The organism is Paenarthrobacter sp. E2MeOHC11 (assembly GCF_058744955.1).
The window spans coordinates 1,428,409-1,452,544 of sequence record NZ_CP196673.1 but is presented as its reverse complement, the minus strand read 5'-3'; the positions used below and the strand labels follow the sequence as shown (position 1 = coordinate 1,452,544).

Below are 24,136 nucleotides of genomic sequence, written 5' to 3'. Positions count from 1 at the left end.
TAGTCATGAACAACAACTCATCGCTGGTCAGTAACCTGTCCCGGCGCGGCTTTATCTCCCTGGCAGGAGCGGCTGCGTTGACGGCCTCGATGTCCGCATGTGCAGCAGGAGGTGGAAGCGGCAACGCCGCCGGTTCCACCACCCTGAAATTTTGGGACATGCCTTGGGGCCCTACCGGCTACGCAGAAGAAGCCGAGAAGCTCGCCAAGTCATTCCAAGGTGCCGGCAACATCAAGGACATCGGATACCAGCAAGTTCTGTGGAACGGCTTCAACGAGACCTACTCGTCGGCCATCGCTTCAAAGACCGGCCCTGCAGTCTCGACCGGCGGCGGCTTCCAGTCGTTCCAATATGCTGCCCAAGGCGCCGTGGAGTACGCGGACAAGCTCATCGAATCGTTCAAATCGGACGGGCTCTACGACGATTTCCTTCCACACGTCCTGGACGCCATGAAGACACCGGAGGGCTACGTCGCCGTTCCATGGGCCGTGGACATCCAGACGCTCTGGTACCGCAAGTCAGTCCTGGACGCCGCAGGCGTGGCGGCGCCGACCACCTGGGATGAGTTCCTGGAAGCAGGCAAGAAGATCGCTGCGAAGGGCTACTACGCCTGGGGCATCAGTGGCGGTAGCGGCAACTTCGGCCCCATGGCAATCCTGAGCCTGATGATCAACAATGGCGGCGGCCTCTTCAACGAAGGCGGCGAACTCGACATCGTCACCGAACGGAACACCGAAACGGCCGAATTCGTCATCGAAGCAGTAAAGGCTGGATTGACCGATCCGGGCGCAGTGAGCCTCAAGGACGACGACCTGGTTACCCAGTGGACCAACAAGAAGGTCGGCATGGGTTTCTACTACCTCGGCCTGGACGATCAGCTTGCTGACAAGGACATCGTGGTCATGGACCCGCTCAAGGGACCCCACGGCGACACCGGCACCATCCAGTACGTCAACAACATCATGATGTACAAAAACACTCCGTCCCTGGAAGCATCCGAAGCTTTTGTCACCCACTACCTGAAGAACATGAAGGTGCTGTGGGAGAAGAAGCTGGTAACCCAGCTTCCCGCGCTGAAGTCCATCGCGGAGGCATCGTTCTTCACAGCAAGCCAGTCCAACGTCGACATCGTCAACAAGTGGCAGCCAGTAGCCAAGACCCTTGCTTCACAGGGTTCACAGTCCTCCGCCAAGCTTGCAGCGATCGACGGTGGACAAGCTATGGCGGACTTCTGCCAGACGCTGCTCGGAGGCAAGACCGACGCCAAGACAGCTCTCACTAAACTCCATGGCGATATCAAGTCTGTTACCTCGTCATGACTCAGCAATCTTCACTTGTTCGTCCTCCCGCCGGGCAGCATGGTGCCGCCCGGCAGGGGGAAGTAGCCCCCACCAAAAGGCGGAACCAACGGCGCCGTCAGCAGGTGCCCGGACAATCGCGTTCGACAATGGCATTGCTGATCGCGCCATCGGTCCTGATCCTGTTGCTGACCAATGCGTACCCCATTGCTTACGCTGCATTCCAGGCCGTTCACAACGGCTCCCTGATCAACTCCGGCGAGTTCGTGGGTCTGGATAACTTCGCCCGTGTCCTGGGTGGGGAAGCGTTCTGGAAGGCTGCGGGGTTCACTCTTGTCTTCACCTTCACAGGTGTCTTCGGAAGCTGGATTTCAGGACTGGGCCTTGCCCTTCTGCTTCAGAAGCGCATCCCGGCCCGGGGTTTTCTGAAAACCATCCTGCTGCTGCCTTGGGTGGTTCCGGTTGTCGTTTCGTCCACTTCCTGGAACTGGCTGCTGGCGACTGATTCCAGCCCCATCCCCTCGCTGTTCCGGACGTTAGGACTGGGCGAAGTGCGGTTCTTGTCAGATCCGTTCCTTGCACAGCTCACGGTGTGCCTGTTCATCGTCTGGCTGAATTTCCCGTTCATGATGCTCATGATGAGTGCTGCGCTTACGTCAGTGGACGAGAGCATCTATGAAGCCGCAAAGATCGACGGCGCCACACCGCGCCAGCAGTTCATCCACATGACACTGCCCATCATCGCCAAGCCCACCTATATTTCCTGGGTGCTCATGACGATCTTCTGCGTCAACGAATTCCCAGCCATCTACCTCCTGACGCACGGTGGCCCGGTGGGCTCAACAAGCACCCTCGTGGTCCTGGCCTACCGGACGGTTTTCCAGAACTTCCAAACCGGACCTGGGGTGGCCATCGCATTCATGATGACTGTTGCGCTGGCGACGGTCGCAACGATCCTGTTCCGGCAGATCCGAAAGTCGAGAGTCGAATGACAACCACCAGCCTCACCCGAAGCCCAGGCACCCAGGTGCGCAGGAACATGGACCCGGCGGACCGCGGCAAATGGAAGCGGTTCTGGATCCTGATCGTCGTCGCAAGCGTTGCCTTGGTCCCTATCGCAGGAACATTCATCCTGTCCCTGAGGTCAAACAACGGCACCGGCGGTGTGACACTGGATAACTTCATCCATGTCCTCGCCGACACCGAAGTAGTGGCATGGCTACTCAACAGCCTTCAGGTAACACTGGCAACTGTTGTTGTGTCCGTCCTTGTAGCCGCACCCGCCGGTTATGTGCTTTCCCGTGGCCGAAGCCGGCTCGTGGAAGGTTACTCGCTCCTGCTCTTCGTGATCCAGTCACTTCCCGTCATTACGTCGGTCATTCCATTGTTCATTTTGTTCTCCGGTATGGGCCTGGCCGATAACCTGATCGGGATCACCATCCTCTACGTCGCCAGTTCAATGTCCGTATCAACCTGGATGATGGCTTCGTACATGGACGGCATTCCAGACAGCCTGGAAGAGGCGGCCTGGATTGACGGGGCTTCTGTATTCGGTAGCTTCTGGCACATCGTCATGAAGAATTCGTTGCCGGGAATCCTCTCGACAGCCATCTTCACGTTCCTGATGGCCTGGAACGACTACCTGGTGGCCAGTATCTTCCTGCGGTCCTCAGGGACGTTTACGCTGCCCATCGGTGTTCAAACGTTCTTCCAGCAGCATTCAACAGACTGGGGTTCGGTTATGGCCGTCGCCGTCATCATGATGCTGCCTCCGGCGATCGTCTTTGCGGCCCTGAACAAATACTTCAGTGTCGGCGGGGTCGCGGGTTCCTTGGCAGGACGCTAAAAACGGCCACCACGTTGATGGAAGCGTAAGATCCGCCCGTTGGCTGCGCCCGCTCCCCATATTGGGGCGGTAGTGCCCGGGGATCCGCAATAAGCCGCTGCGCGGCCCTCCCATCGGCGGAGACGACGACGGGCGGCATCTGAGGAGATGCCGCCCGTCCGTTCGTTAACAGCGCGGAACCCTTGCCCAGTCATCAAGGCAAGGACGGAGCGGGCCCCCGTCAGCGGTCACCCAGAAACGCTTCAATATCGTGTCCGCCGTTGAGTATCTCAGCGGTCCCATGGTCAGACGTTTGATGATCGATGAGCGCCGAATGCGCCAGCCGGGCCATTTCCTTGGTCGCAGGGGACAGCAGCTGTCCGTGCCTCTTGATCAGCGCCAGTGTGTCGTACATAGGCTCGGCCATGGATACAGCTTGCAATCCCCTCGGGTAAACCTCGGACTCCAGTGCCGCCCTGCAGGCAATTGTGTCGCCGAATCCGTCGGCGGCCAGGGAAAGCGCTGCCGAGAGGTACTCAACTTCAATACCGGCGTTCAGCGACAACCCCCGCAGGCGTGCCCTGGCGGACAGCTGCTTGCGGGCAGGGTCGGTTTGCGCGTAGTGGGCGTCGTAAAGGACCAGAGGAGCTGCGCATATCGCAGCGATGTCCGGTGGCGTTTGAACCCGCTCGGGAACTGCACTGACGTAGACCACTTCGTCACGTGCCAGCGGGAGTACATCGAGGCGGTCATCGTCGATCGGCAGGGTGACAAGACCCGCTTCCAGATGCCCGGCGACCACATCGCTTACGGTCTCTGCGCTGTTCTGGCCCACCAACCGAATCCGCACATTCGGGTGTTTTTGACGGAACCGCTTCGCCAGGTCCTGCCTGATGTAGTACTCCGCATTTCGTAGAAGGCCAAAGGTCGCCGTTCCTCCGCCTAAGGAGAGTAAGGCACTCACGGCTTCAGTGCCCTGTTTGGCGGCAAAAACGGTTTGCTCTGCATATGGCAGCAATTCTTCCCCCGCCGCCGACAACACAAGCGTTCGGCCACTGCGACTGAACAGAGAGGCTCCGAGTTCGGTTTCCAACCGACGAATAAGGTCGGATACTGCAGGTTGACTCATGCCCAGCGCCGCAGCCGCAGCCGTGAAAGTCTGTCCGCTGGCTGCTGCCACAAATGCTTCAAGTTGGGCCAAAGTCATAAGGCAATCCTATAGGTCGGTGGGGGATAGGACGGAGGCGGACTCGCCCTCCGGGAAGACGTGTCCACCCGCAGCTATGACCTGCGGCTGAAGCAAGCGGGCCAAAAGCCCGGGATCAAGGAGCCCCCGGGCCACGACAAGGTCCACGACCGTTCTTCCGGTTCTCAATGACTCCGCGGCTATCTCACCGGACGTCTGGTAGCCGAGGTAGGGGCTCAGTGCGGTGATGACTCCGATGCTGCGGGCAAGGTGTTTTTCGAGCGTGTGCTCGTTCGCAGAGATTCCGTCAACACATAAGTCGGCCAATGACTCGGCGGCGCCGCGCAAATGGTCGATACTTCTGAACAGACTCGCGGCGATGATCGGTTCGAAGGCGTTGAGCTGAAGTTGTCCTGCCTCGGCGGCCATGGAGATCGTCACGTCGGCACCGATGATTTCGAAAGCAACTTGATTGACGAGCTCGGGAATGACGGGATTCACTTTGCCTGGCATGATGCTCGAACCAGCCTGGCGCGGAGGAAGGTTGATTTCTCCCAGCCCAGCCCGAGGCCCGGACGAGAGCAGACGCAAGTCGCTGCTGATCTTGGATAGTTTCACAGCTGCCCGCTTGACCGTGGCGGAAATGAGCACAAAAACACCACAGTCCTGAGTCGCTTCCACGAGATCAGGGCTGGTGGTCAATGGCAGGCCCGTGAGTGACGCCAGCTTGTCCCGAACCAGGGCGGCGTATCGAGGGTGGGCATTAAGCCCCGTACCAATGGCAGTCGCGCCCATGTTGATCTCGTGGAGATTCGCCACCGCCTCACCCAACCGGGCCACATCTTCACGGATGGTCACTGCGTAGCTACGGAACTCCTGCCCCAATGTCATCGGCACTGCATCTTGAAGCTGGGTCCTGCCCATCTTCACAATATGGTCAAACTCCCGTGCCTTCCGCTCACAGGACCGCTCGAACTTGCCAAGGGCCTCCGCCAGGGCCCGGCAGCCCCAGATCGTGGCAATCTTTAAGGCTGTCGGATAGACGTCGTTTGTGGACTGACCCATGTTCACATGCTCATTGGGACCAACTAAGGCATAGGAGCCCTTCGCCTCCTTCATATACTCCAAAGCCCGGTTGGCTATCACCTCATTGGAGTTCATGTTTGTCGACGTCCCTGCGCCACCCTGAATCAGGGGTACAGGGAACTGTTCATGCAGTTGACCCGCCCTGAGGTCCCGGCAGGCCGAAACGATGGCATGCCCTACGCGCGGCGCAAGCAAACCCAGCTCCATGTTGGCCTGGGCCGCTGCTTCCTTGACCGATGCGATGGCCCTGACGAGTTGCGGCGTGGAGCCAACAGTCTCTCCGTTCAGCCGGAAGTTTTCCACCGCCCTCAGCGTGTGGATGCCCCAGTAGGCATCCCCGGGAATCTCCCTGGTTCCCAGAAGATCTGTTTCCACCCGGGTGTCACGCTCTTGGGTCATTCTCGTCCCCTAACTCTCTGGTGGGGTCCGAGATGTGGGCCCCACCCAGTTATAAGTTGATATGCATAGAAATCAGAAAAAGCATAGCTTTAACGTGCCTCAATGGGTGCCGTTGCTCGTCTTTGATAAGTAAAAGCTTTCGACTCTGTTACTTTCCCATAGGTAATGCTATGGTTGAAGGGTTTTCAAGTAACGTGGAGCACACGCACTACCTGCGCTCTGGCTCCAGCAACGAAAGAGAAATCCATTGCGCACCTCCCTTAAGAACGCTGAATTCACCATCTCGGACCCATCGTCGCCAGTCGGCGTGAGGCAAACAGTCGAAACAGTCATCGCGGACGTTCGTGACCGCGGCGACGCCGCGGTCCGCTCCTACTCCGAAAAGTTCGACAAGTGGTCGCCCGCGTCCTTCCTTCTTTCGCAGGACGAGATCGACGCGGCCATTGCCCGGCTCCCCGAACAAACCGTGGAAGACATCAAGACTGTTCAGCGGAACGTGGAGCGCTTCGCCCGTCTGCAATTGGACTCGCTCACTGAATTCGAAGCAGAAGTTGAGCCTGGAGTCATCCTCGGCCAGAAGAACATTCCAATTGACGCAGTTGGCGCCTACGTGCCCGGTGGCCGGTATCCTCTCCTGGCCTCTGCGCACATGACCATCGTCACTGCCAAGGTCGCGGGGGTTCGCAGGGTGGCTGCCGCCACGCCGGCTGCCGGGGGAGTGGTCCCTGACGCTTCAATCGCCGCCATGCACTTCGCCGGAGCGGACGAGATCTACCTCCTCGGGGGCGTTCAGGCCGTGGCCGCTCTTGCCGTCGGCACCGAGTCCATCGCCCCGGTCGATTTCCTGGCCGGCCCAGGAAATGCGTACGTTGCCGAGGCGAAACGGCAGCTGTTCGGTGAAGTGGGAATTGATCTCTTCGCCGGCCCCACAGAGGTTTTGATCGTCGCTGACGAGACGGCCGATCCGTTCCTTATCGCCGTCGATCTGCTCAGCCAGGCAGAACACGGCCCCGACTCGCCTGCCATTCTCGTCACCACGTCGCGCGTGGTTGGTGAGCAGGTTATTGAAGAGATCGACCGTCAACTGCTCGGCCTATCAACCCGTGCAGTCGCCGAAGTCGCTTGGCGCGACCATGGCCAAGTAATTCTGGTCGACGATCTGAAAGAGGCCTATGCCGTCGCCGACGAGTTCGCAAGCGAGCACGTGCAGATCCTGACTGCCAATCCCCGCGAGGCACTCGACAGCATGACCAACTACGGTGCACTATTCCTGGGCGAGAACACGTGTGTTTCCTTTGGCGACAAAGTCATCGGCACCAACCATGTGCTGCCCACACGTCAGGCCGCCCGCTACACCGGCGGCCTGTGGGTCGGGAAGTACATTAAGACCGTCACCTACCAGGAAGTCACTTCCGTTGCTGCCAGCGCTGAGCTGGGGGAGCTGCTTGGCAGGGCAGCTCGCGCGGAAAACTTCGAAGGCCACGCACGATCCGGTGACATCAGGGCTGCCAGACTCGCCGGTGAACGCCCAGCCTGGGCTTCGTAGGTTCCTTGAGGTGGGGTGCCTGTTCTCTCAGTTCGCCCCACCGTTTACCTGCGGGGCTGCCACGGCGCCAATCCGATCGCCAAAGCAAGGAAAGGAGCTTCCCTATGGAAAAGAACGCCCGGCGGCGAGGTCGCGGTGACGTTTCTCCACTGCCCCGTTGGATCGAAACTGCCCTGGCCTGGCTCGATCCCAACAACGTTGTGAACCCAAAAAGACTGGCCGGTCCGAACAGTACTTCGTCAACTGTTGTGCCTTCTGGAAGCTTGTTCAGCACAATCTACGCCGGAAGCCATCGCCGCTACTCCAGGCACGAATCCGACTGACAAGGTCTGTTCGGCCGGAGCGCCCGGTGCTCCCATGCGCATTCAACCTATGGAAGAAGATGAACAATTTTACTGCCGCTCACGGATCTCCAGCTGTCTCCCTCTCTGGCAAGCCTATGCCGCAGGACGACTGGTGTCTCACGAGAGGTCGCCATATCGAAGTACGTCACCGTCTGAACGCTACCCGTATGGGTCTCGTGGAGGACGTCACCTCGGACGGGTCCATACTCTGGCTCGCGGCGGACGGACCGGTAACCAGGACGATGGTGGAGAAGTCCGAGGGCTACGAAGTATGGGCAAGCGAGGAACAGTTTCCGACATGGAACGCGATGCCCACTCTGTAGTCGGAGCCTTGCCATCCCCGACGGCAACTGGCCCTCATGCCGCTTCCAAGTAGGGATGAGCAACTGCCAGTTCAATCAGGGCATTTTGGACTGCCCGCGTACGCGCCAAGCGCTGAAGTTCCCGCGGTACCGCCAACCAATACATTCTGCGGATACTCACCGAGTCTGCCAGGATCCGGACGAGACGTCCGTCGGGTTCGCCCACAAACAAAGGCAAAACGGCAACCCCAAGGCCGGCGACCGCAGACATCCACTGTCCCGTGAGGTTGTTGGTCTGAATGGCGGGGCGGACCCCTGGCAATGCTGCGTCCAGGAATCGCAAGTCGGGGATATCCAGGAGGGAGTCCACGTATCCAATAACAGCGTGTTCCTTCAGGTCCTCGACTGCGGATATGACGGGATTCGCTTCCAAATACGCCGGGGCAGCATAGAAACCCAGGGGATACGCGGCCAGTTCGGTGGCGTCCACGCCCCGGATGGTGGGCTTGGCCAGCGAAATGCCCACATCAAACTCTTTCGTTGCCAAGAGGTTCAAGCGGGTAGCTGTAACGATCTCAACCGCCAAGTCCGGGTGCCTGCTTCTCAGGGCTCCGAGCCCGGGACTGAGGACAAATGCCCCGAATCCATCCGGGGCTGCTATGCGGATGGTTCCCGATATGCGTCCGGGTCCCGACCCGAGTTCTTCGGCGGCGGCTAACAACGAGGACTCAACGGCTTCCGCGTGGACCGCCAGGCGTTCACCGGCATCGGTGAGCTTCCATCCGCCTGCGGAACGAACGAACAATCTGGAACCGGCACTGCGCTCCAAGTGCGATATCCGTCGTCCCACGGTCGTGTGGTCCACTCCGAGGCCGCGTGCAGCAGCAACGAGCTTGCCGGTTCGGGCTGTTTCGAGGAAGAAGCGGAGGTCGTCTGCCGAAATCATGCCCCCATCTTACGTGCATATTTGCACAGCAGCGGGCACTTTTGGTCATTGTTTCGGGCGAAAAACCTATGGAGACTCGAAAGAAAATATCAACGACAATCGCCGGGACGGAGTCCGTCCCCTAGGAAAGAACAGAGGAAGATATGGTCGCAAATATCGCGTTGCCCAGGATCATGAAAGTTGGCGGAGGTGCCATCGAACACGTTGGTGCCCTGCTGGAGGAACTTGGAGCAGCCAGGCCTCTGGTTGTCACAGACGCATTCATGCTGACGACTGGCAGCGTAAACGCGCTCCTGCATTCCATCGAGAGCAGCGGGCTGGAGGCTGCTGTCTTTTCAGGCGTGGTGCCGGACCCCACCACGGACTCCCTCCACGAAGGTGTAACTGCCGCGCACAACCACGAGGCGGACATCATCATCGGTCTGGGAGGTGGGAGCGCCATCGACACAGCCAAAGCTCTCGGTTTGCTGAGCCGCCAAGGCGGTCAGATGCGTCACTATAAGGCTCCACGCAACAACAACGGGCCAGCCATTCCCGTCGTCGCCATCCCCACGACGGCAGGCAGCGGATCGGAAGCAACGCAATTCACGATCATCAGCGACTCGGAAACGCATGAAAAGATGCTTTGTGCTGGGATCTCGTTCCTGCCAGTGGCCGCAGTCATTGACTACGAGCTAACAGTCTCCATGCCACCGCGGCTGACGGCCGATACTGGAATCGATGCGCTCACACACGCCATCGAAGCCTACGTAAGCCGTAAATCGAACCACTTTTCTGATGCGTTCGCGCTCTCGGCAATACGGGCCATCGGCTCGAATCTCAGGCCCGTGTATGCCGACGGGGCGAACACCAAGGCGCGAGAAGCGATGATGCTTGCCTCAACCCAGGCAGGTATTGCCTTCTCGAACTCCAGCGTGGCACTGGTCCATGGCATGAGCCGCCCCATCGGAGCCCACTTCAACGTCGCACACGGACTTGCGAATGCGATGCTGTTTCCGGCCGTTACAAAATTCTCGATCTGTGCCGCCGAGTCGAAGTACGCGGACTGCGCACGGGCATTGGGCGTCACCTCTTCGAGCAGTTCGGACCATGAAGCAGCAAACGCCTTGGTCGCGGAACTGGACACGTTGAACCGGGACCTTGCCGTACCGACACCTGAGGCCTTTGGAATCGATCGCTCCGAGTGGGAAGCCAAAATCGCGCTCATGGCCGATCAGGCGCTTGCCTCCGGCTCGCCGGGTAACAACCCGCTCATTCCTGATGCCGGGCAGATCCGGGCCATCTACGAGGAAATTTACGCCTAACTATCCTCAGCGGGACCGAAGCCAGGTCTCGCCGATCACGAACCGTGCCGATGCATTAAGACACAAAGGAACAAAATGACCACTATTCATCATTTCATTAACGGCACTGAGACCACGGGCGAGGGGGACCGTACGCAACCGGTGTACAACCCGGCGACGGGGCGGGTTTCGGCAGAGCTGCGTCTGGCCAACGAGGCAGACCTGAACGCAACCGTCGCGGCGGCCCGCGCAGCAGCTGATTCCTGGGGCGATATTTCCCTTGCCAAGCGCACCGCGGTGTTGTTCAAGTTCCGTGAACTCGTCGCAGCGCACGTGGACGAACTCGCCGAGCTGATCACCGCCGAGCACGGCAAGGTCCTTTCGGACGCGAAGGGTGAGATCGGCCGTGGCCTGGAGGTCATCGAGTTCGCCTGTGGCATCCCTCAGCTGCTCAAGGGCGACTACTCCGACCAGGTCTCCACCGGCATTGACGTCTTCTCCTTCCGCGAACCCCTGGGCGTGGTGGCTGGTATCACGCCGTTCAACTTCCCGGTCATGGTGCCGTTGTGGATGGCCCCGATGGCCATCGCCACCGGCAACGCGTTCATCCTCAAGCCTTCGGAGCGTGACCCGTCCGCCTCGATGCTGCTGGCCCAGCTGTGGAAGCAGGCCGGCCTGCCCGATGGCGTGTTCCAGGTCCTGCACGGCGGCAAGGAAACGGTCGATGGGTTGCTGACCCACCCGGACGTGGACGGCATCAGCTTTGTTGGGTCCACTCCGATCGCCCAGTATGTCCACGAGACCGCCACCAAGCACGGCAAAAGGGTTCAGGCCTTGGGCGGGGCGAAGAACCATGCCATCGTGATGCCCGACGCGGACCTGGACAACGCCGCTGACCACCTCGCTGCTGCTGCTTTCGGTTCCGCCGGGGAGCGCTGCATGGCCATCTCCGTCGCCGTGGCTGTGGGGGACGCTGCGGATCTGATCGTGAAGAAGGTCGAGGAACGCGCCCTGGCCATCAAGGTCAAGAACGGCACCGAACCCGACGCCGACATGGGCCCGGTCATTACCCCGGCCTCCAAGGAACGCATCCTCCGGATCGTCACCGAAGCCGAAACCGCAGGAGCGGCGATGGTGGTGGACGGCCGCGACCTGGTAGTCCCCGGTCATGAAGATGGTTTCTGGGTTGGGCCTACCGTGATCGATCACGTCACGGCCGAAATGACGGCCTACGCCGAGGAAATCTTCGGACCGGTCCTGGTCGTGGTCCGTGTGGCGGATCTGGAGGAAGGCATCGCCCTGATCAACTCCAACCCGTACGGTAACGGCACGGCGATCTTCACCTCCAACGGCGCTGCAGCACGGAAGTTCCAGCGCTCCGTGACGGTGGGCATGGTCGGCATCAATGTGCCGCTGCCCGTCCCCGTGGCCTACCACTCCTTCGGCGGTTGGAAGAACTCCCTCTTCGGCGACAAGCACATCTACGGCCCCGAAGGCGTCTCCTTCTACACCCGCGGCAAAGTCATCACCTCACGCTGGCCCGAACCCACCCACGCCTCCGGCGCCTCCTACAACTTCCCCTCCAACTAGTCCCCAACCGAACGCCGGGGCCGTCGGGCTTGCTTATGGAGCGGCCACCGTCCCCGGCGTTTGGAATCCCGACCGCTAACATCGGTCGACGCATGGAAAGGCAGTACTTTGCACCTCGAATCCCTGATACCACGTTTCTGGAAGAACATCACATGAACGAGGATGGGCACTTGGTCTGGGGACTTGTCGGCGCCAGCGACATCGCTGCCACCCGCATGATCCCTGCCTTTCGCCGGGTCGGTGACCTGGTGGCTGGAGTCTTCAGCAACGACGCCAAGCATGCGAAGTCCTATGCCCAGCGCCATGACATCGCCCGGCATCATGGAACCCTTGAGGAGCTCCTGTCGGACGGGGCAATCGATGCTGTCTACATTTCGAGCCGAAACGAATACCACTCGTCACAAGCCCTCGCGGCAGCCGCCGCGGGAAAGCACATTCTGTGTGAAAAGCCCGTAGCAACGACGCTCGAAGATGCTTACACAATGATCGGGGCGTGCCGGGCCAATGACGTCGTGTTAGCCGTCAATCACCACCTCCCGGCAGCTGGAACTCATCGCACCATCCGGGAACTTGTCGCCGCTGGCGCCATCGGACGTCCTCTTAGCGCAAATGTCAGGCACTCCACACTCCTGCCTGAACGCCTCCGTGGCTGGCGGCTGGAGAGCGCCCCGGGCGCCGGCGTAGTCATGGATCTCTCGTGCCACAATGCCTCAGTCGTCAACCCACTGCTGGGCACTCGTCCCCTTGATGTCGTTGCCACGACGCTTTCCCAAGGCAGTTGGCCTTCCGGCGCGGACGACGCCTCCAGCGCCTCAATCCGATACGACGGCGGGGTCCTGGTCGATTTCCAGGACTCATTTACGCTGCCCTTTACGCCCTCGTTTATCAGAATCAACGGTGAACAAGGCAGCCTCGTTGGGCTTGATGTCATGACGCCAGAGCCGGTCGGATCTGTCCATCTCACTGACAACAGGGGGTGCCGGGAGATCTTGGTGGGGGACCGAAGGCATAGCTATGACATCACGCTCGAGCATTTCCGCTTAGCGGTACGCTCGGGTGCCCGACCCGTAGTCGATGGGCTTGATGCCGCGAACAATCTGGCGGTGAGTCTCGCTATCCAAGCAGCGTCAAACAGTGGCAAGAGAGAAGAAATAAGGTTCATGGAACGGTAGCTGCAGCGCCCGGCCGTCGACAACCAGGAACCGTTGGCGGCCAAGTGCTGGCTCAGTGACGGGGCATATAGTGCCGCCCGCCCTAGCGATCAGAGCTGGACGCGGGGATGCTTCGCAGGTGGTCGGCTACACCATCGTCCTTCCCAGGGGCCACGGCTTTGGCAAGGAGGACTCCGAAACCACAAAACAGCAACGGCAGGATGAACGCCAGCGTCAGCCCAACCATTCCACCCAACCAGCCAATAATTGCCGGACCTGCCAGAAGGCCCACATACCCGCAGCTGACCACCCGTGCGAGTGTTTTGCCGGAATCGCTCCTTCCCGCAGCGCCCGCTGCGGTGTAAACCTGCGGAATGATCCCTGAAAGTCCCAGACCGAACAAGGTCCATCCGATGATGGAGAGCGGATAGAAGGTCGACACGACTACCGCAAGCATTCCTGCTCCGGCCATGATGGAACCGTAGCGGACCACTCGGACTGGACCCAACGCATTCGAAGCTCGATCGGCGAGGAGCCGACCGACTGTCATGGCCCCCGCAAACGCCCCATAGGCCAGGGCGGCCGCAGCCTCGGGCTCGTTGAGATGCTCGACCGTCTGGAGAGCGCTCCAATCGTTTGCCGCCCCTTCCGACAGCAGTATCAGGAACGCCATGACGGCGAGAGCGACGATTCTGCGCCTGTTACGACCAGACGTATCACGTACTGGCGATGCATGTTCGGCCAGCGACACAGGGCTGGTGCCGGTTTCGAGTCGGCGTTCGGTTGCCCGGGAAAGAAGGGCAGGCACCGAAGAAGCTGCGGCTGCCGCACCAACGAGGCAAGCAATGAAAAGAATCCATGCAAGGTCCAGACCGGTGGATTGCCCCGCTGCTGCGGCAACGGCACCCAGTGCGCCGCCAAGGGAATAGAAAGCATGGAAGGCGGACATGATGGGCCGCCCGTATTCCCGCTCCACGACCACGGCATGCTGATTCATCGCCACATCGGTAATCCCGTGGCCGAGACCAAAGATAAAAAGGGCGATCCCAAGGGAAACGGCGTCGGTGGCCATACCCGGTAAGTTCACCGTGATGACCAAGAGCCCTAGCCCCAACGAGCAGCTGGCACGGCTTCCGATCCTGCGGATCAAGAGGCCGGTGAACTGCATGGACACCAACGCACCGAGCCCCAGAAGAAGGATGAGTCCGCCGAGCACGGCATGGGAAGTCCCTGTCCGCTCTTGGATGTCCGGAATATTGACAAGCCATATTGCTGAGAGGAACCCGACTCCCGCGAACGTGCCGAACACACCCCATCGTGCACGGACGAGTGCCCGTCGAGGCGTGAGGATGCTGGGAGACATGGAGATCCTTCCGGACAATATTGTGGTTGGCGCTGCTACACATCGAGGGATGCGGTTGTCATTCGGAACGCGCATCCTCTAGAACCTGGAACGTTGGGAGCGGCCGTCAAAGGAGACCTCGAACGCCCCTCAGCCTCTGGACTGGTGCGTGCATCACAGGGAGAAGCAAGGTTCCCCCCCGAATTTATGTGTACGATCGTACGCTAACGCGCAGATTCGGACAAGGCCAGCTCCGCGCTGCGTTGCGCCGGAAGGACCTTTGAGACCATCGGTGAGAATGCGACGATCAAGACAAGGAGGGCAAGGGCAACAAATGGAATCGAAATCGAGCCAAACGCGCTCACGACGACGGTCATTCCCAGGGGCCCTGCGAGCATCGCAACGTAGCCGATTCCGGTGACGATACCGATGCTCCGCCCGGCGTTCGCGGGGTCGAGTCGACCCGCGCTCGATAGCATGACGGGGGCCATGCTTGCGACGCCTACGCCAACGAGGAACATGCCGCTGGCAAGTGTGAGATCACCTCGTCCCAGGATGAGGACCAGCGCTCCGAAGATGCCGATAAGTCCGCTCACCAGTAATACCCTGACCTCTCCGAATCGCATCACCAGCCGATCGGAAATCATTCGTCCGGCAAACTCACCCAGGGAGAAGAAGGAGATTGCGACCGCAGCGGCTGCGGTGGTGGAGCCGTAAACCTCGACTCCGAACGTTTGACCCCAATCCCAAAGGGAAGACTCAACCCACATGGACAACACGAGCATGCCGCCAAGTACGCATGCCAGGGCCGGCAAGCCTTTCTGGACGACACTCGTTTGTAGCCGCACTGAGTTCAGCTTGTGGTTCTGGTGGTCAGTCGGAAGGATCTGGTCTTTGCGGAGTACCCAGCCTCCGACCACCGCGCCAATCCCTGCGAGGATGAGGCCCTCTACTGCGTACAGGGGCAGCGGCGAATCATGGACGCCCAGTAGCACGATGAGGCCGCTCGACGCCCAGCCGCCCAAGAATCCACCGATGGGGAAGATGGCTTGGAATCCAGCCATGAGCGGCCGTTCGTAGTGACGTTCCAAGGCTATTGCCAAGGCCCCCGTGGCGGTGTCGAGGCCGCCCCTGACGAGGCCGATGGCGACGCCCAGCACCAGCGCTGCGACGAAGGAATTAGTCAGGGCAAGAGGGAGGAAGCTTGCGGGAAAAAGCACCAAGAGGGGCCAGATGACCATTCGCGGCCCATATCTATCGGCCAAGGGACCGGTCAAAAAGCTTCCAATGACGGCGCCGACGCCTATGGCCGTCGTCAGCATGCCGAAATGGAGGGCGTCGACGGTGCCGTCGGACCCGATCCAGCCATAGCTGCGCTGGAGCGAGGATGTGCTCGACGACCACATGTTGAGGGCTACGCCTATCTGGAAGTAGCCGAAGAAGGTGGCGATACGGGCACGCACAAGCTGCGTTCGCGTGACACCGCCCCACGTAGAAGATTGAGCGTGCGTTAGGGTCATTGCTGTTCTCCAATGGAAGGCGCCGGGCCGTTGCGCAGTTGTGCTGGCAGGCCGCCTCGGTTTCCAACGCCCTACCCCTCGGGCGTACCCAAGGTAATGTCCACATTACTTCCAGTAAAGGAAAGTAAACCTTATAAGTCAAGAGGTAACGGTTGCTGATGCGGCAGCTACAGAGGGCGCTTGGTCGCGCTGGTTGCATAAGGTAAAGTATGCGTAAGCTTCATATTTACATATATAAGCTTTTGCCAGTCTTGGGCCTGCCCCGGCTGGGCGGTGCACCGTGAAGGAGTCCGAATGACCAAAGTTCTATATCTCTACGGTGGCTGGCCGGGACACAACCCTTACGGCGTTGCGGACTGGACGCGGTCCTTGCTGCAGAGTCTGGATTTCGAGGTGCAGGAATCGACGGATATCTTCATCCTCGACCAGGATCTGACCGATTACGACCTGATAATCAACAACTGGAACAATGCCCTCCTCAGCGAGACTCTGACCCCGTCCCAGGAAGCACATCTGCTCGGCGCGGTGGAGGCAGGGACCGGATTCGTCTCATGGCATGGTGGTGGGGCGGCGTTCAGGGGCAGCGTGATGTACCACATGATGCTGGGCGCCGACGTGTTTTACCACCCTGCAGGTGAGGGAACGCGTCATCCATACCCGTTGTATGTGATGGATCGGGACCATCCGATTACCCGTGGAATACAAGACTTCCATGCTGCCAGCGAGCAGTACTACATGAACGTAGACCCCCGCAATCACGTACTTCTTGAGACAGTGTTCGACGGCGAACACATGCCCTGGCTTGATGGCCAGCGCATGCCGCAAGCGTGGACCAAAGACTGGGGCAAGGGCCGGGTGTTCTATAGTGCCCTCGGCCACTACTTGGACGACCTAACAGCTGCCCCGGTAGAGGAAATCGTCCGACGAGGTCTTCTTTGGGCACGCCGTAACCATCAATCCGCCGACTAAACCCCCACCGTCTTCAGATAGCTCCGAATCCCGTCCACCACCAGTTGGTGGTCGTCGTCGGACGACAGCCCGGACACTGTGATCGCGCCGACCACGCCGGCGCCGCGCACCCGGATAGGGAACGAGCCTCCAGCCAAGGTGTAGTCCTCGTGGGCGAGCCAGCCGCCACCAACAGGACTGTGTCCTCGGGCGGAGAACTCCTCGGACAGCAACGCCGTGCTGTGCTCAAAGCGCAGCACCGACGCGGACTTGCGGCGGATCCACTCCTCCTGGTCCGAGGTTGCCCCCGGCAGGACGCAGCGGAAGAGCACGATGTTATGACGGCGGATGTCGATGGCAACCCCGAAGCCGGCAGCGATGGCATGGTTGGCGATCAGCGAACCGAGCCGCCAGGCGTCGTGGTTGTCGAAGGCTGCGAAGACCAGCTCTTCCTCGTGCTGCTTCAGCTCAGCAATGCGCGGCGAGTCGGTCATGACGCACCCTCTACTGCGTCGGCCTCGTAGCTCAAACCGATCTGCCGGCGCATCTCGTCCATCGCCGCCATGATGGCCACGGTCTCGGCCGGGGGAAGGACGGTTCCAGCAGTAGAACCATCCCGAACCAGACGCTCCAGCTCAGCGGCCTGGAACTGCATCCCACGGCTGCCGACGGGCTCGTCATACCGTTCAATAACGCTGCCGTCCACGGCGTGGACTGTGAAAGGAACGGGGTTGTACCAAGTGTGCTCGATGTCGATCCAGCCGTTGGTTCCGATCACCATTGCGCGGTTGGCGCTGGCGGCATCGAGCTCACAATCAACAATCGCCTGGGCGCCGTTGGTGTATTCGAAGATCGCAGCGGTCTGCCGGTCGACGCCCGTCGCGGACATGGAGGCGCTGGCCCGGATTGCGGCCGGCGTTCCCAGGATGTCAAACGCGAAGGAGACCGGATAAATGCCCAGGTCCAGCAGCGCTCCGCCGCCGAGCGCGGGATCGTTGAGCCGGTGCGCAGGGTCTTGGGGGAGGCTCTGGTTGTGGCTGGCGACCACCTTGCGGACCTCCCCGATGGTGCCGGCAGCGATGATGTCGCGAACGCGGATCATGTGCGGGAGGAACCGGGTCCACATGGCTTCCAGGGCCACGAGCCCCTTGGACTCGGCCACGTCAATGATGTCCTGTGCTTCGCGGGCGTTCATGGTGAACGACTTCTCCACCAGCACGTGCTTGCCAGCGTTCAAGGCCAGCAGCGCATTGGCGTGGTGGAACGGGTGCGGTGTGGCGATGTACACCACGTCAATCAACGGGTCAGCCACCAGATCCTCATAGCAGCCATGCGCGGTGGCCACGCCATACTGCTCGGCGAACGCCTTGCTCGAGTCCAGCGAACGGGACCCCACGGCCTGCACCGTGAAGCCGTTCTCGTTCAGGTCCTTCGTCTGCAGCCCCGCAATAAAACCGGTGCCGAGGATTCCCCAGCGGATGGTTCCGTCGGAGGTGCCATTGCTGAGAGTCACGTGCCTAGTCCTTTGTTGGGTCGGAAATTGGGTACGCCACAAACGCAAAGCGCCCGGAATCCGGCGACCAGCTGTTGACGTTGAGGGTACCTTGGCCGCCGAAGAGTGGCCATGTATGGAGGGGAGTGGTCCAGTCCTCGGTCGAAACAAGCACGACGTCGACCGGCAAGTCGGCGGGGTGGCCTTCCGTTCCGCTGGGGAATCGGATGTAGCTGGCGAAGCGCCCATCGGGGGAGACGTGCGGAAACCAGTCGACGGTATCGGACTCGAGGAGCTGCTCGAATTCGTTGCCGTCGATCGTGATCCGGGCAAGCTGGGCGTGGCCGGGTACCGAGCTGAACGATTCTGTGTTCAGGTACAGCCACTCCCCATCCGGCGAGTACTCCGGGCCGTCGCAGTGACCGGACCCGACATCAACGCGGGCGGCAGCACCGCCGTCGGACGCCAGGGTCATCAGGCGGCCCGGCTGCGTAAAGTCGCCCGCCTCGATGCCCACGTAGGCGAGTTCCTTTCCGTCAGGGCTGACTCCGTGGAGGAAGTGGAAGGAACCGTCGTCGTCAGTGATCCTGGTGGCCGGGCCACCGGAAAGCGCGGCACGGTAGATGTGGCCATCGTTGGCGGAGAGGAAGATGTCCTTGCCGTCAGGTGCCAGAACGTGATCGTTGTTGAGGTCCGGGACGCCACTCAGCGGAACAGCCTCCAGGGAACTGGCGGACAGATCAAAGCGCCACAACTTTCCGTCCCCGTTGAGGACGAGTGCCTCGCCGTCGAGGGTCCAGTTGGGCGCCTCCAGCAGCACGTCATCAGCGGAGTACACCAGCTCGGCCTGGCCGGTGACCGACGCGATCCAGACTTCGCAGCGCTGCCCGGGTTGAAGGGCGCGGATCACTCTGACACCTCCGTGCCGATAGGCGTGAGTTCCTTAATACGGATATTCCGCCAGCGGCATTGCGCTCCGACACCCCAGCGTGCCTCGCCGAAGTACGAGTCGTTGTCGTGGACCTCCAACGCGATATGCCCGCGTTCGCCGAGCACGTCCAGGACATCGGACGGGTTGTAATCGGGCGAGTCCAGGGTGGCGGTGTCAAGCTCGGCGATCTTGAGGCCATTGACCCAGGTCGTTATAACAGGAAGCGCACCCACGCAACGGATCCGAAGCTCGTTCCAGTCGTCCCAGCGCCAGGCATTGAGGAAATCGTCGACGTCGGCCGCGTAGCTCAGTCGGGCACGCTTTTCTTCGGTGACTGGTTCGACAGACGAGGTGGGGTCATCGGCGATCAGGCCAGTCGGCCGTCCCGAGGTGTCGCGGGCTACGTCCACGGCGAACGGTACAGCCGAGAAACTCGCCAGTCCGTTGCCGAAGAACCCGCCGATGCCGCCGGACGGACGGTGGTCCACCAAGACCTGGAAGCCTTCCCAACTGTCAGGCAGGCGTCGAAGCATGACGCCAGTATCTGCAGGCCAGTCGGGCCGCATTTCCAGGACCAGTTCAAAGTCACCGTAGGCCTTCTCCGTGACGAGGTATCCGCCGTAGCCGCTCCCCGGGGAGTCCTGTTCGCCCACCAGCACACCGTTGTCCACGAACCACTTCGCTGGATGCTTCTCGGGCTCGACCGGAAGTTCCCTTCCGTCTTGCGCGAAGAGATCCAGGACGGAAGGGCCACCCGGGTACAAAGATCCGTAAATGCGGGGCACGGTTCTCCAACCGGACAGGGTGGTGCCGTCGAACAGGGGGACGAACCCGGCGTCCTCGTGAGTTTCTGTCTCAGCCACGCCCTAGTCCTTGCTGCTGAAGGCGGCGTCGAAGCTGGTCTGCGAGGCGGGGAAGTCGAACTTCTTCAGCGCCGCGAGGGCTTCGGGGGCGCCGTGCAGGCGGTCCATGCCGGCGTCTTCCCACTCAACAGAGATGGGTCCGTTGTAGCCGATGGCAGTGAGGGCGCGGAAGGACGATTCCCAGGGCACATCGCCGCGTCCGGCGGAGACGAAGTCCCAGCCACGGCGCGGGTCGCCCCAGGGCAGATGGGAGCCCATCACAGTGTTGCGGCCGGTGGGGCGGAGCTTGGTGTCCTTGCAGTCCACGTGGTAGATCCGGTCCTTGAAGTCCCAGATGAAGGACACAGGGTCGATGCCCTGCCACATGAAGTGGGACGGGTCCCAGTTCAGCCCGAACGCTTCGCGGTGACCGATCGCTTCGAGGGTCCGGACGGTGGTCCAGTAGTCGTAAGCGATCTCACTCGGGTGGACTTCGTGGGCGAAACGGACCCCGCATTCGTCGAAGACGTCCAGGATGGGGTTCCAGCGGTCGGCGAAGTCCTGGTAGCCGGCCTCGATGACTTTCTCGGGGACGGGCGGGAACATGGCGACGTACTGCCAGATGGAGGAACCGGTGAACCCGACCACGGTATCCACCCCGAGCGCGCGGGCGAGGCGTGCGGTGTGTTTCATTTCCTCGGCAGCGCGTTGGCGGACGCCTTCGGGTTCCCCGTCGCCCCAGACGCGCGTGCCGACGATGGCTTCGTGGCGGAAGTCGATGGGGTCATCGCAGACTGCCTGGCCTTTGAGGTGGTTGGAGATGGCCCAGACCTTCAAGTTGTACTTCTCCAGGATGGCGAGCTTGGACTCGACGTAGCCGGGCTCGTCCCAGCGCCAGGCGTCCAGGTGGTCTCCGGAGACGGCGATTTCCAGGCCGTCGTAGCCCCAGCCCGAGGCTAGGCGCGCGACTTCCTCGAAGGGGAGGTCGGCCCACTGGCCGGTGAACAGGGTGTACGGGCGGGACATGGTCAGGCTCCTTCAGTTGCGGTGCTGGAAAGTTGGATCAGTGAGCTTTTGGCGGCAGCGGACTCTTCCACGGCGGCGAGGATGTGCTGGACGTTCAGGCCTTCCTCGAACGACGGCGATGGCGCCTCACCGGCCGCGATGGCGGTCAGGAAGTCCCGGATCTGGTGGGTGAAGGTGTGTTCCCAGCCGATGATGTGACCCTGCGGCCACCACGCCTCGAGATAGGGGTGTTCGGGTTCGTTGACCAGGATCCGCCGGAAACCCTGCTCACGGACGGGCACGGTGGCGTCCAGGAAGCCGAGTTCATTGAGGGCTTCAAGGTCAAAGAGGATGGTGCCCTTGTCGCCGTAAATTTCGAGTTTGAGGGAGTTCTTCTGGCCCGTCGCTACCCGCGAAACCTCAACTGAGGCGATTGCCCCGGAGGCGAGGGTCAGCGTGGCCCAAGCGGCGTCGTCGACCGTGACATCTTCAAGCCCATTAGCGCCGGGGCGGCGGTCCACGAAGGTGTGCAAGCGGCCTGAAACCTCGGTGACCGCGTCACCCAGGAGGAACAGGACCTGGTCGATGGCGTGGGAAGCGATGTCGCCCAGGGCACCGGAACCGGCCGTTTCCTTCCGGAGGCGCCAGGTCATGGGGGACTCGGCATCCGAGAGCCAGTCCTGCAAGTACGCGGCGCGGACGTGGCGGATGGTGCCGAGGCGTCCTTCGGCGATGAGTTCCCGGGCAAGCGCCAGGGCCGGGACACGGCGGTAGTTGAAGCCGATCATGGACTGCACGCCGTTGGCCCGCGCGGAGGCGGCTGCGGCCACCATCAACTCGGCCTCACCCAGGGTGTTGGCCAGCGGCTTCTCCACCAGCACGTGTTTCCCGGCGGCCAATGCCGCAATGGCAATTTCGGCGTGCATCCAGCCGGGCGCGCAGATATCGATGATGTGGATGTCGTCGCGTTCAATCACGGAACGCCAGTCGGTGGCGGACTCGGCCCAGCCATACTTGGCTGCTGCCTCGGCCACCTGGGTGGCGTCCCGGCCCACCAGCACTTTCTGCTCGAAAGCCGGGACGTCGAAGAAACTGGCCACGTTCCGCCACGCATTCGAGTGGGCCTTTCCCATGAAGGCGTAGCCGATGGCGGCCACGCCGAGTGGTTGATGCGCCTGGGAAGGGTGGTCGGATGGGTGGGCGGGGGTGGTCATGTTCTTGTTCCTCGCTGATTCTTAGAGAGTGGCTGTTTCGGGTGCCCAGTCCTCAGGGAGGGCCGCCGAGACAGGTGCGTTGCTGGTGACGTCCACGAACGTTCCCGACTCCACGGACTCAGCGATCGAGACCATGCTGTCCAGCACGTGGTAGGCAAGATCGCCCGTGGCGCGGTGCGCAGTGCCGGAACGCAAGGCGCGGGCCATGTCCAGCACACCCAGGCCGCGGCCGTTGGCCGGACCGGTGGCAGGGATGATCTCCGGTTCTTCCGCGCCCGGACGCCAGAGCTTCAGGTCGCCGTCGAAGTAGTTCGGGTCCGGCAGGGACAGCGTAGCCTCCGAGCCCGTGATTTCAACGAAGCCCATCCGCAGACGCGGCGACTCGAAGGAGAACACGCTGTGCGAGGACTGGCCGCCTTCGAACTGCGCCATCGCGGACACGTGCGTGGGGACCTCGACGGCGAATTCCTCGCCTGCCTTGGGACCGGAACCAATAATGCGGGTCGCCTTCGCCGAGGAGCCGACGGCGGCTACCTTGCGGACCGATCCGAACGTCTGGATCAGGGCGGTCAGGTAGTACGGACCCATGTCGAACAGCGGACCGGCACCGTGCTGGAACAAGAACGCCGGGTTCGGATGCCACGACTCCGGACCGGGAGTCTGGAACGTGGTCATACCTGTCAACGGGGTACCGATGTCGCCACGTTCGATGATCCGGCGTGCCGTCTGCAACCCTGCGCCCAGGAACGTGTCCGGGGCGGTGCCCAGGCGGATGCCGGCGGCATCAGCGGCCTTGAGCAGACCCAGCCCCGACTCGCGATCCAACGAGAAGGGCTTCTCGGTCCAGACGTGCTTGCCCGCGTTGACCGCCGCAGTGGCCACCTCCACGTGCGCTGCCGGGATGGTCAGGTTCACAATGATTTCGACGTCGGGATGGTTCAGTGCCAGCTCGGGCGCACCGAACTCCGGGATCCCATATTCCTTGGCCCGTGCTTCGGCGGCCTCGACGAAGAGGTCCGCGATCACCAGGACCTTCAGGTCAGGGAAGGTGGTGAGGTTGTCCAGGTACTGCTTGCTGATGTTGCCCGCGCCGATGACGGCAACGCCCACCGGGCCTGTACGGGTGGAGGGTGCGAAGCTCATGCCTTGGCTCCTTCTGCTGCGGCGTTGAGGTACGCGAGGCTTTCCGTGATGCCCTGGAAAATGTCGCCGGAGTAGTCGTCGAATTCCACCACGCCAACTTCCAGGGACTTGGCAGCAGCGATGACATCCAGGACCGGAATGGTGCCTTGGCCAGCGGGCTGCTGAGCCTTGGTATCGGTGTTGCCCGGGCCGTCCTTAATGTGGATGAGCTTCACGCGGTCGCCGAGGCGGGCCAAAAGTTCCACGGGGTCTTGCCCACCAACGGCAACCCAGTACGTGTCTACTTCGAGGACGAGTTCCGGATCCAGCAGTCCTTCGAAGTATTCCAGGGCGGTCTTGCCCTCGATGGTGGACTCCAGCTCCCACGCGTGGTTGTGGTAACCCACGCGGACGCCATACTCAGCACCCTTCTTGGCTGCAGCGTTGAGCTTGGCGGCCGTGGCCTGAATGGTCTCGGCGTCCTGCCAGTGCTCCGCGGGAAGGAACGGATCGATCACCGTGGTGATGCCCAGTTCCTTGGCCGCGGCAAAGATCTCGTCCTGGTCCTGGCTCAACAGCGGGGCGTGACCGGACGGAGCAGTGAGACCGTTTTCCTTCAACGCCGCGCCGAGTTCCTTGGCGGTGGCCACGAAGTTGTACGGCTCAACCTGTGTAAAACCGATCTCGGCAACCTTCTTGATGGTTCCAGGCAGGTCCTCCTGGATGGCATTGCGGAGGGTGTACAGCTGGAGTGAGTAAGACAT

22 protein-coding genes are annotated in these 24,136 nt (G+C 61.4%); 9 read left to right on the top strand and 13 right to left on the bottom strand.

Annotation, left to right across the window (positions count from 1 at the left end):
• The first annotated feature begins 5 nt into the window (after positions 1–5).
• From ACSSVG_RS06610 to ACSSVG_RS06600, 3 genes are all read left to right on the top strand, one after another.
• Positions 6–1,319: an ABC transporter substrate-binding protein gene (locus ACSSVG_RS06610; RefSeq protein ID WP_231342868.1), complete on the top strand. Its 1,314-nt coding sequence runs from the start codon at positions 6–8 to the stop codon at positions 1,317–1,319.
• Positions 1,320–1,447: 128 nt separating this feature from the next.
• Positions 1,448–2,290, top strand: a complete 843-nt coding sequence (locus ACSSVG_RS06605) for a carbohydrate ABC transporter permease (RefSeq protein ID WP_492418002.1) — start codon at positions 1,448–1,450, stop codon at positions 2,288–2,290.
• On the top strand, positions 2,287–3,144 hold the full coding sequence (locus tag ACSSVG_RS06600) for a carbohydrate ABC transporter permease (RefSeq protein ID WP_231342863.1): 858 nt from the start codon (positions 2,287–2,289) through the stop codon (positions 3,142–3,144). The genes ACSSVG_RS06605 and ACSSVG_RS06600 overlap by 4 nt, the downstream gene beginning before the upstream one ends.
• A 220-nt stretch (positions 3,145–3,364) precedes the next feature.
• Here the strand turns inward: ACSSVG_RS06600 and ACSSVG_RS06595 are convergent, their stop codons facing one another.
• Positions 3,365–4,330: a LysR family transcriptional regulator gene (locus tag ACSSVG_RS06595; protein WP_231343429.1), complete on the bottom strand. Its 966-nt coding sequence runs from the start codon at positions 4,328–4,330 to the stop codon at positions 3,365–3,367.
• Between the two features lie 9 nt (positions 4,331–4,339).
• Positions 4,340–5,794 (bottom strand): aspartate ammonia-lyase, encoded by a 1,455-nt coding sequence (locus ACSSVG_RS06590; RefSeq protein WP_231343428.1) that lies wholly within the window; start codon positions 5,792–5,794, stop codon positions 4,340–4,342.
• 247 nt (positions 5,795–6,041) lie between these two features.
• Here ACSSVG_RS06590 and hisD point away from each other — a divergent pair, with 247 nt between their 5' ends.
• Both hisD and ACSSVG_RS06580 read left to right on the top strand, forming a co-directional pair.
• Positions 6,042–7,340 carry a histidinol dehydrogenase gene (gene hisD / locus ACSSVG_RS06585; RefSeq protein WP_492417999.1) on the top strand — a complete coding sequence of 433 codons (1,299 nt, stop codon included), beginning with the start codon at positions 6,042–6,044 and terminating at the stop codon, positions 7,338–7,340.
• Positions 7,341–7,851: 511 nt separating this feature from the next.
• Positions 7,852–8,007 carry a hypothetical protein gene (locus tag ACSSVG_RS06580; protein WP_231343425.1) on the top strand — a complete coding sequence of 52 codons (156 nt, stop codon included), beginning with the start codon at positions 7,852–7,854 and terminating at the stop codon, positions 8,005–8,007.
• Between the two features lie 34 nt (positions 8,008–8,041).
• Here the strand turns inward: ACSSVG_RS06580 and ACSSVG_RS06575 are convergent, their stop codons facing one another.
• Complete coding sequence (locus tag ACSSVG_RS06575) at positions 8,042–8,932, bottom strand: LysR family transcriptional regulator (RefSeq protein ID WP_231343424.1); 891 nt, start codon at positions 8,930–8,932, stop codon at positions 8,042–8,044.
• A gap of 143 nt (positions 8,933–9,075) precedes the next feature.
• On the opposite strand from ACSSVG_RS06575, the gene ACSSVG_RS06570 reads away from it, so the two are divergent.
• The 3 genes from ACSSVG_RS06570 (at position 9,076) to ACSSVG_RS06560 (ending at position 12,977) form a co-directional block, all read left to right on the top strand.
• Positions 9,076–10,236, top strand: a complete 1,161-nt coding sequence (locus tag ACSSVG_RS06570; protein ID WP_231343423.1) for an iron-containing alcohol dehydrogenase — start codon at positions 9,076–9,078, stop codon at positions 10,234–10,236.
• Between the two features lie 75 nt (positions 10,237–10,311).
• On the top strand, positions 10,312–11,805 hold the full coding sequence (locus tag ACSSVG_RS06565) for a CoA-acylating methylmalonate-semialdehyde dehydrogenase (RefSeq protein WP_253466290.1): 1,494 nt from the start codon (positions 10,312–10,314) through the stop codon (positions 11,803–11,805).
• Between the two features lie 152 nt (positions 11,806–11,957).
• A complete protein-coding gene (locus ACSSVG_RS06560) occupies positions 11,958–12,977 on the top strand; it encodes a Gfo/Idh/MocA family protein (protein ID WP_231340641.1) in 1,020 nt (339 codons plus the stop codon).
• Between the two features lie 82 nt (positions 12,978–13,059).
• On the opposite strand, the gene ACSSVG_RS06555 is transcribed toward ACSSVG_RS06560, so the two are convergent.
• Positions 13,060–14,319 (bottom strand): MFS transporter, encoded by a 1,260-nt coding sequence (locus ACSSVG_RS06555; RefSeq protein WP_253466293.1) that lies wholly within the window; start codon positions 14,317–14,319, stop codon positions 13,060–13,062.
• A 203-nt stretch (positions 14,320–14,522) separates the two neighbouring features.
• Complete coding sequence (locus ACSSVG_RS06550; RefSeq protein WP_492417995.1) at positions 14,523–15,818, bottom strand: MFS transporter; 1,296 nt, start codon at positions 15,816–15,818, stop codon at positions 14,523–14,525.
• Positions 15,819–16,112: 294 nt separating this feature from the next.
• Between ACSSVG_RS06550 and ACSSVG_RS06545 the strand changes: the two genes are divergently transcribed.
• A complete protein-coding gene (locus tag ACSSVG_RS06545; protein ID WP_231340638.1) occupies positions 16,113–16,787 on the top strand; it encodes a ThuA domain-containing protein in 675 nt (224 codons plus the stop codon).
• On the opposite strand, the gene ACSSVG_RS06540 is transcribed toward ACSSVG_RS06545, so the two are convergent.
• The 8 genes from ACSSVG_RS06540 to ACSSVG_RS06505 are packed head-to-tail and all read right to left on the bottom strand — an operon-like array spanning position 16,784 to position 24,136.
• Entirely contained in the window at positions 16,784–17,260 is a 477-nt protein-coding gene (locus ACSSVG_RS06540) for a heme-degrading domain-containing protein (RefSeq protein WP_492417993.1), read from the bottom strand. The genes ACSSVG_RS06545 and ACSSVG_RS06540 overlap by 4 nt on opposite strands.
• The gene (locus ACSSVG_RS06535) at positions 17,257–18,279 is read right to left on the bottom strand and encodes a Gfo/Idh/MocA family protein (protein WP_253466303.1); all 1,023 of its coding nucleotides are present in this window, start codon (positions 18,277–18,279) and stop codon (positions 17,257–17,259) included. The genes ACSSVG_RS06540 and ACSSVG_RS06535 overlap by 4 nt, the downstream gene beginning before the upstream one ends.
• Before the next feature lie 4 nt (positions 18,280–18,283).
• On the bottom strand, positions 18,284–19,168 hold the full coding sequence (locus tag ACSSVG_RS06530) for a TolB family protein (RefSeq protein WP_253466306.1): 885 nt from the start codon (positions 19,166–19,168) through the stop codon (positions 18,284–18,286).
• Positions 19,165–20,052 carry a 3-keto-disaccharide hydrolase gene (locus ACSSVG_RS06525; protein ID WP_253466309.1) on the bottom strand — a complete coding sequence of 296 codons (888 nt, stop codon included), beginning with the start codon at positions 20,050–20,052 and terminating at the stop codon, positions 19,165–19,167. The genes ACSSVG_RS06530 and ACSSVG_RS06525 overlap by 4 nt, the downstream gene beginning before the upstream one ends.
• Before the next feature lie 3 nt (positions 20,053–20,055).
• Positions 20,056–21,057: a sugar phosphate isomerase/epimerase family protein gene (locus ACSSVG_RS06520; protein WP_231340634.1), complete on the bottom strand. Its 1,002-nt coding sequence runs from the start codon at positions 21,055–21,057 to the stop codon at positions 20,056–20,058.
• Between the two features lie 2 nt (positions 21,058–21,059).
• Complete coding sequence (locus tag ACSSVG_RS06515) at positions 21,060–22,250, bottom strand: Gfo/Idh/MocA family protein (protein ID WP_492417990.1); 1,191 nt, start codon at positions 22,248–22,250, stop codon at positions 21,060–21,062.
• A 21-nt stretch (positions 22,251–22,271) separates the two neighbouring features.
• Positions 22,272–23,393, bottom strand: coding sequence for a Gfo/Idh/MocA family protein (locus ACSSVG_RS06510; RefSeq protein ID WP_253466318.1), 1,122 nt, complete (start codon positions 23,391–23,393; stop codon positions 22,272–22,274).
• The gene (locus tag ACSSVG_RS06505; protein WP_492417988.1) at positions 23,390–24,136 is read right to left on the bottom strand and encodes a sugar phosphate isomerase/epimerase family protein; all 747 of its coding nucleotides are present in this window, start codon (positions 24,134–24,136) and stop codon (positions 23,390–23,392) included. The genes ACSSVG_RS06510 and ACSSVG_RS06505 overlap by 4 nt, the downstream gene beginning before the upstream one ends.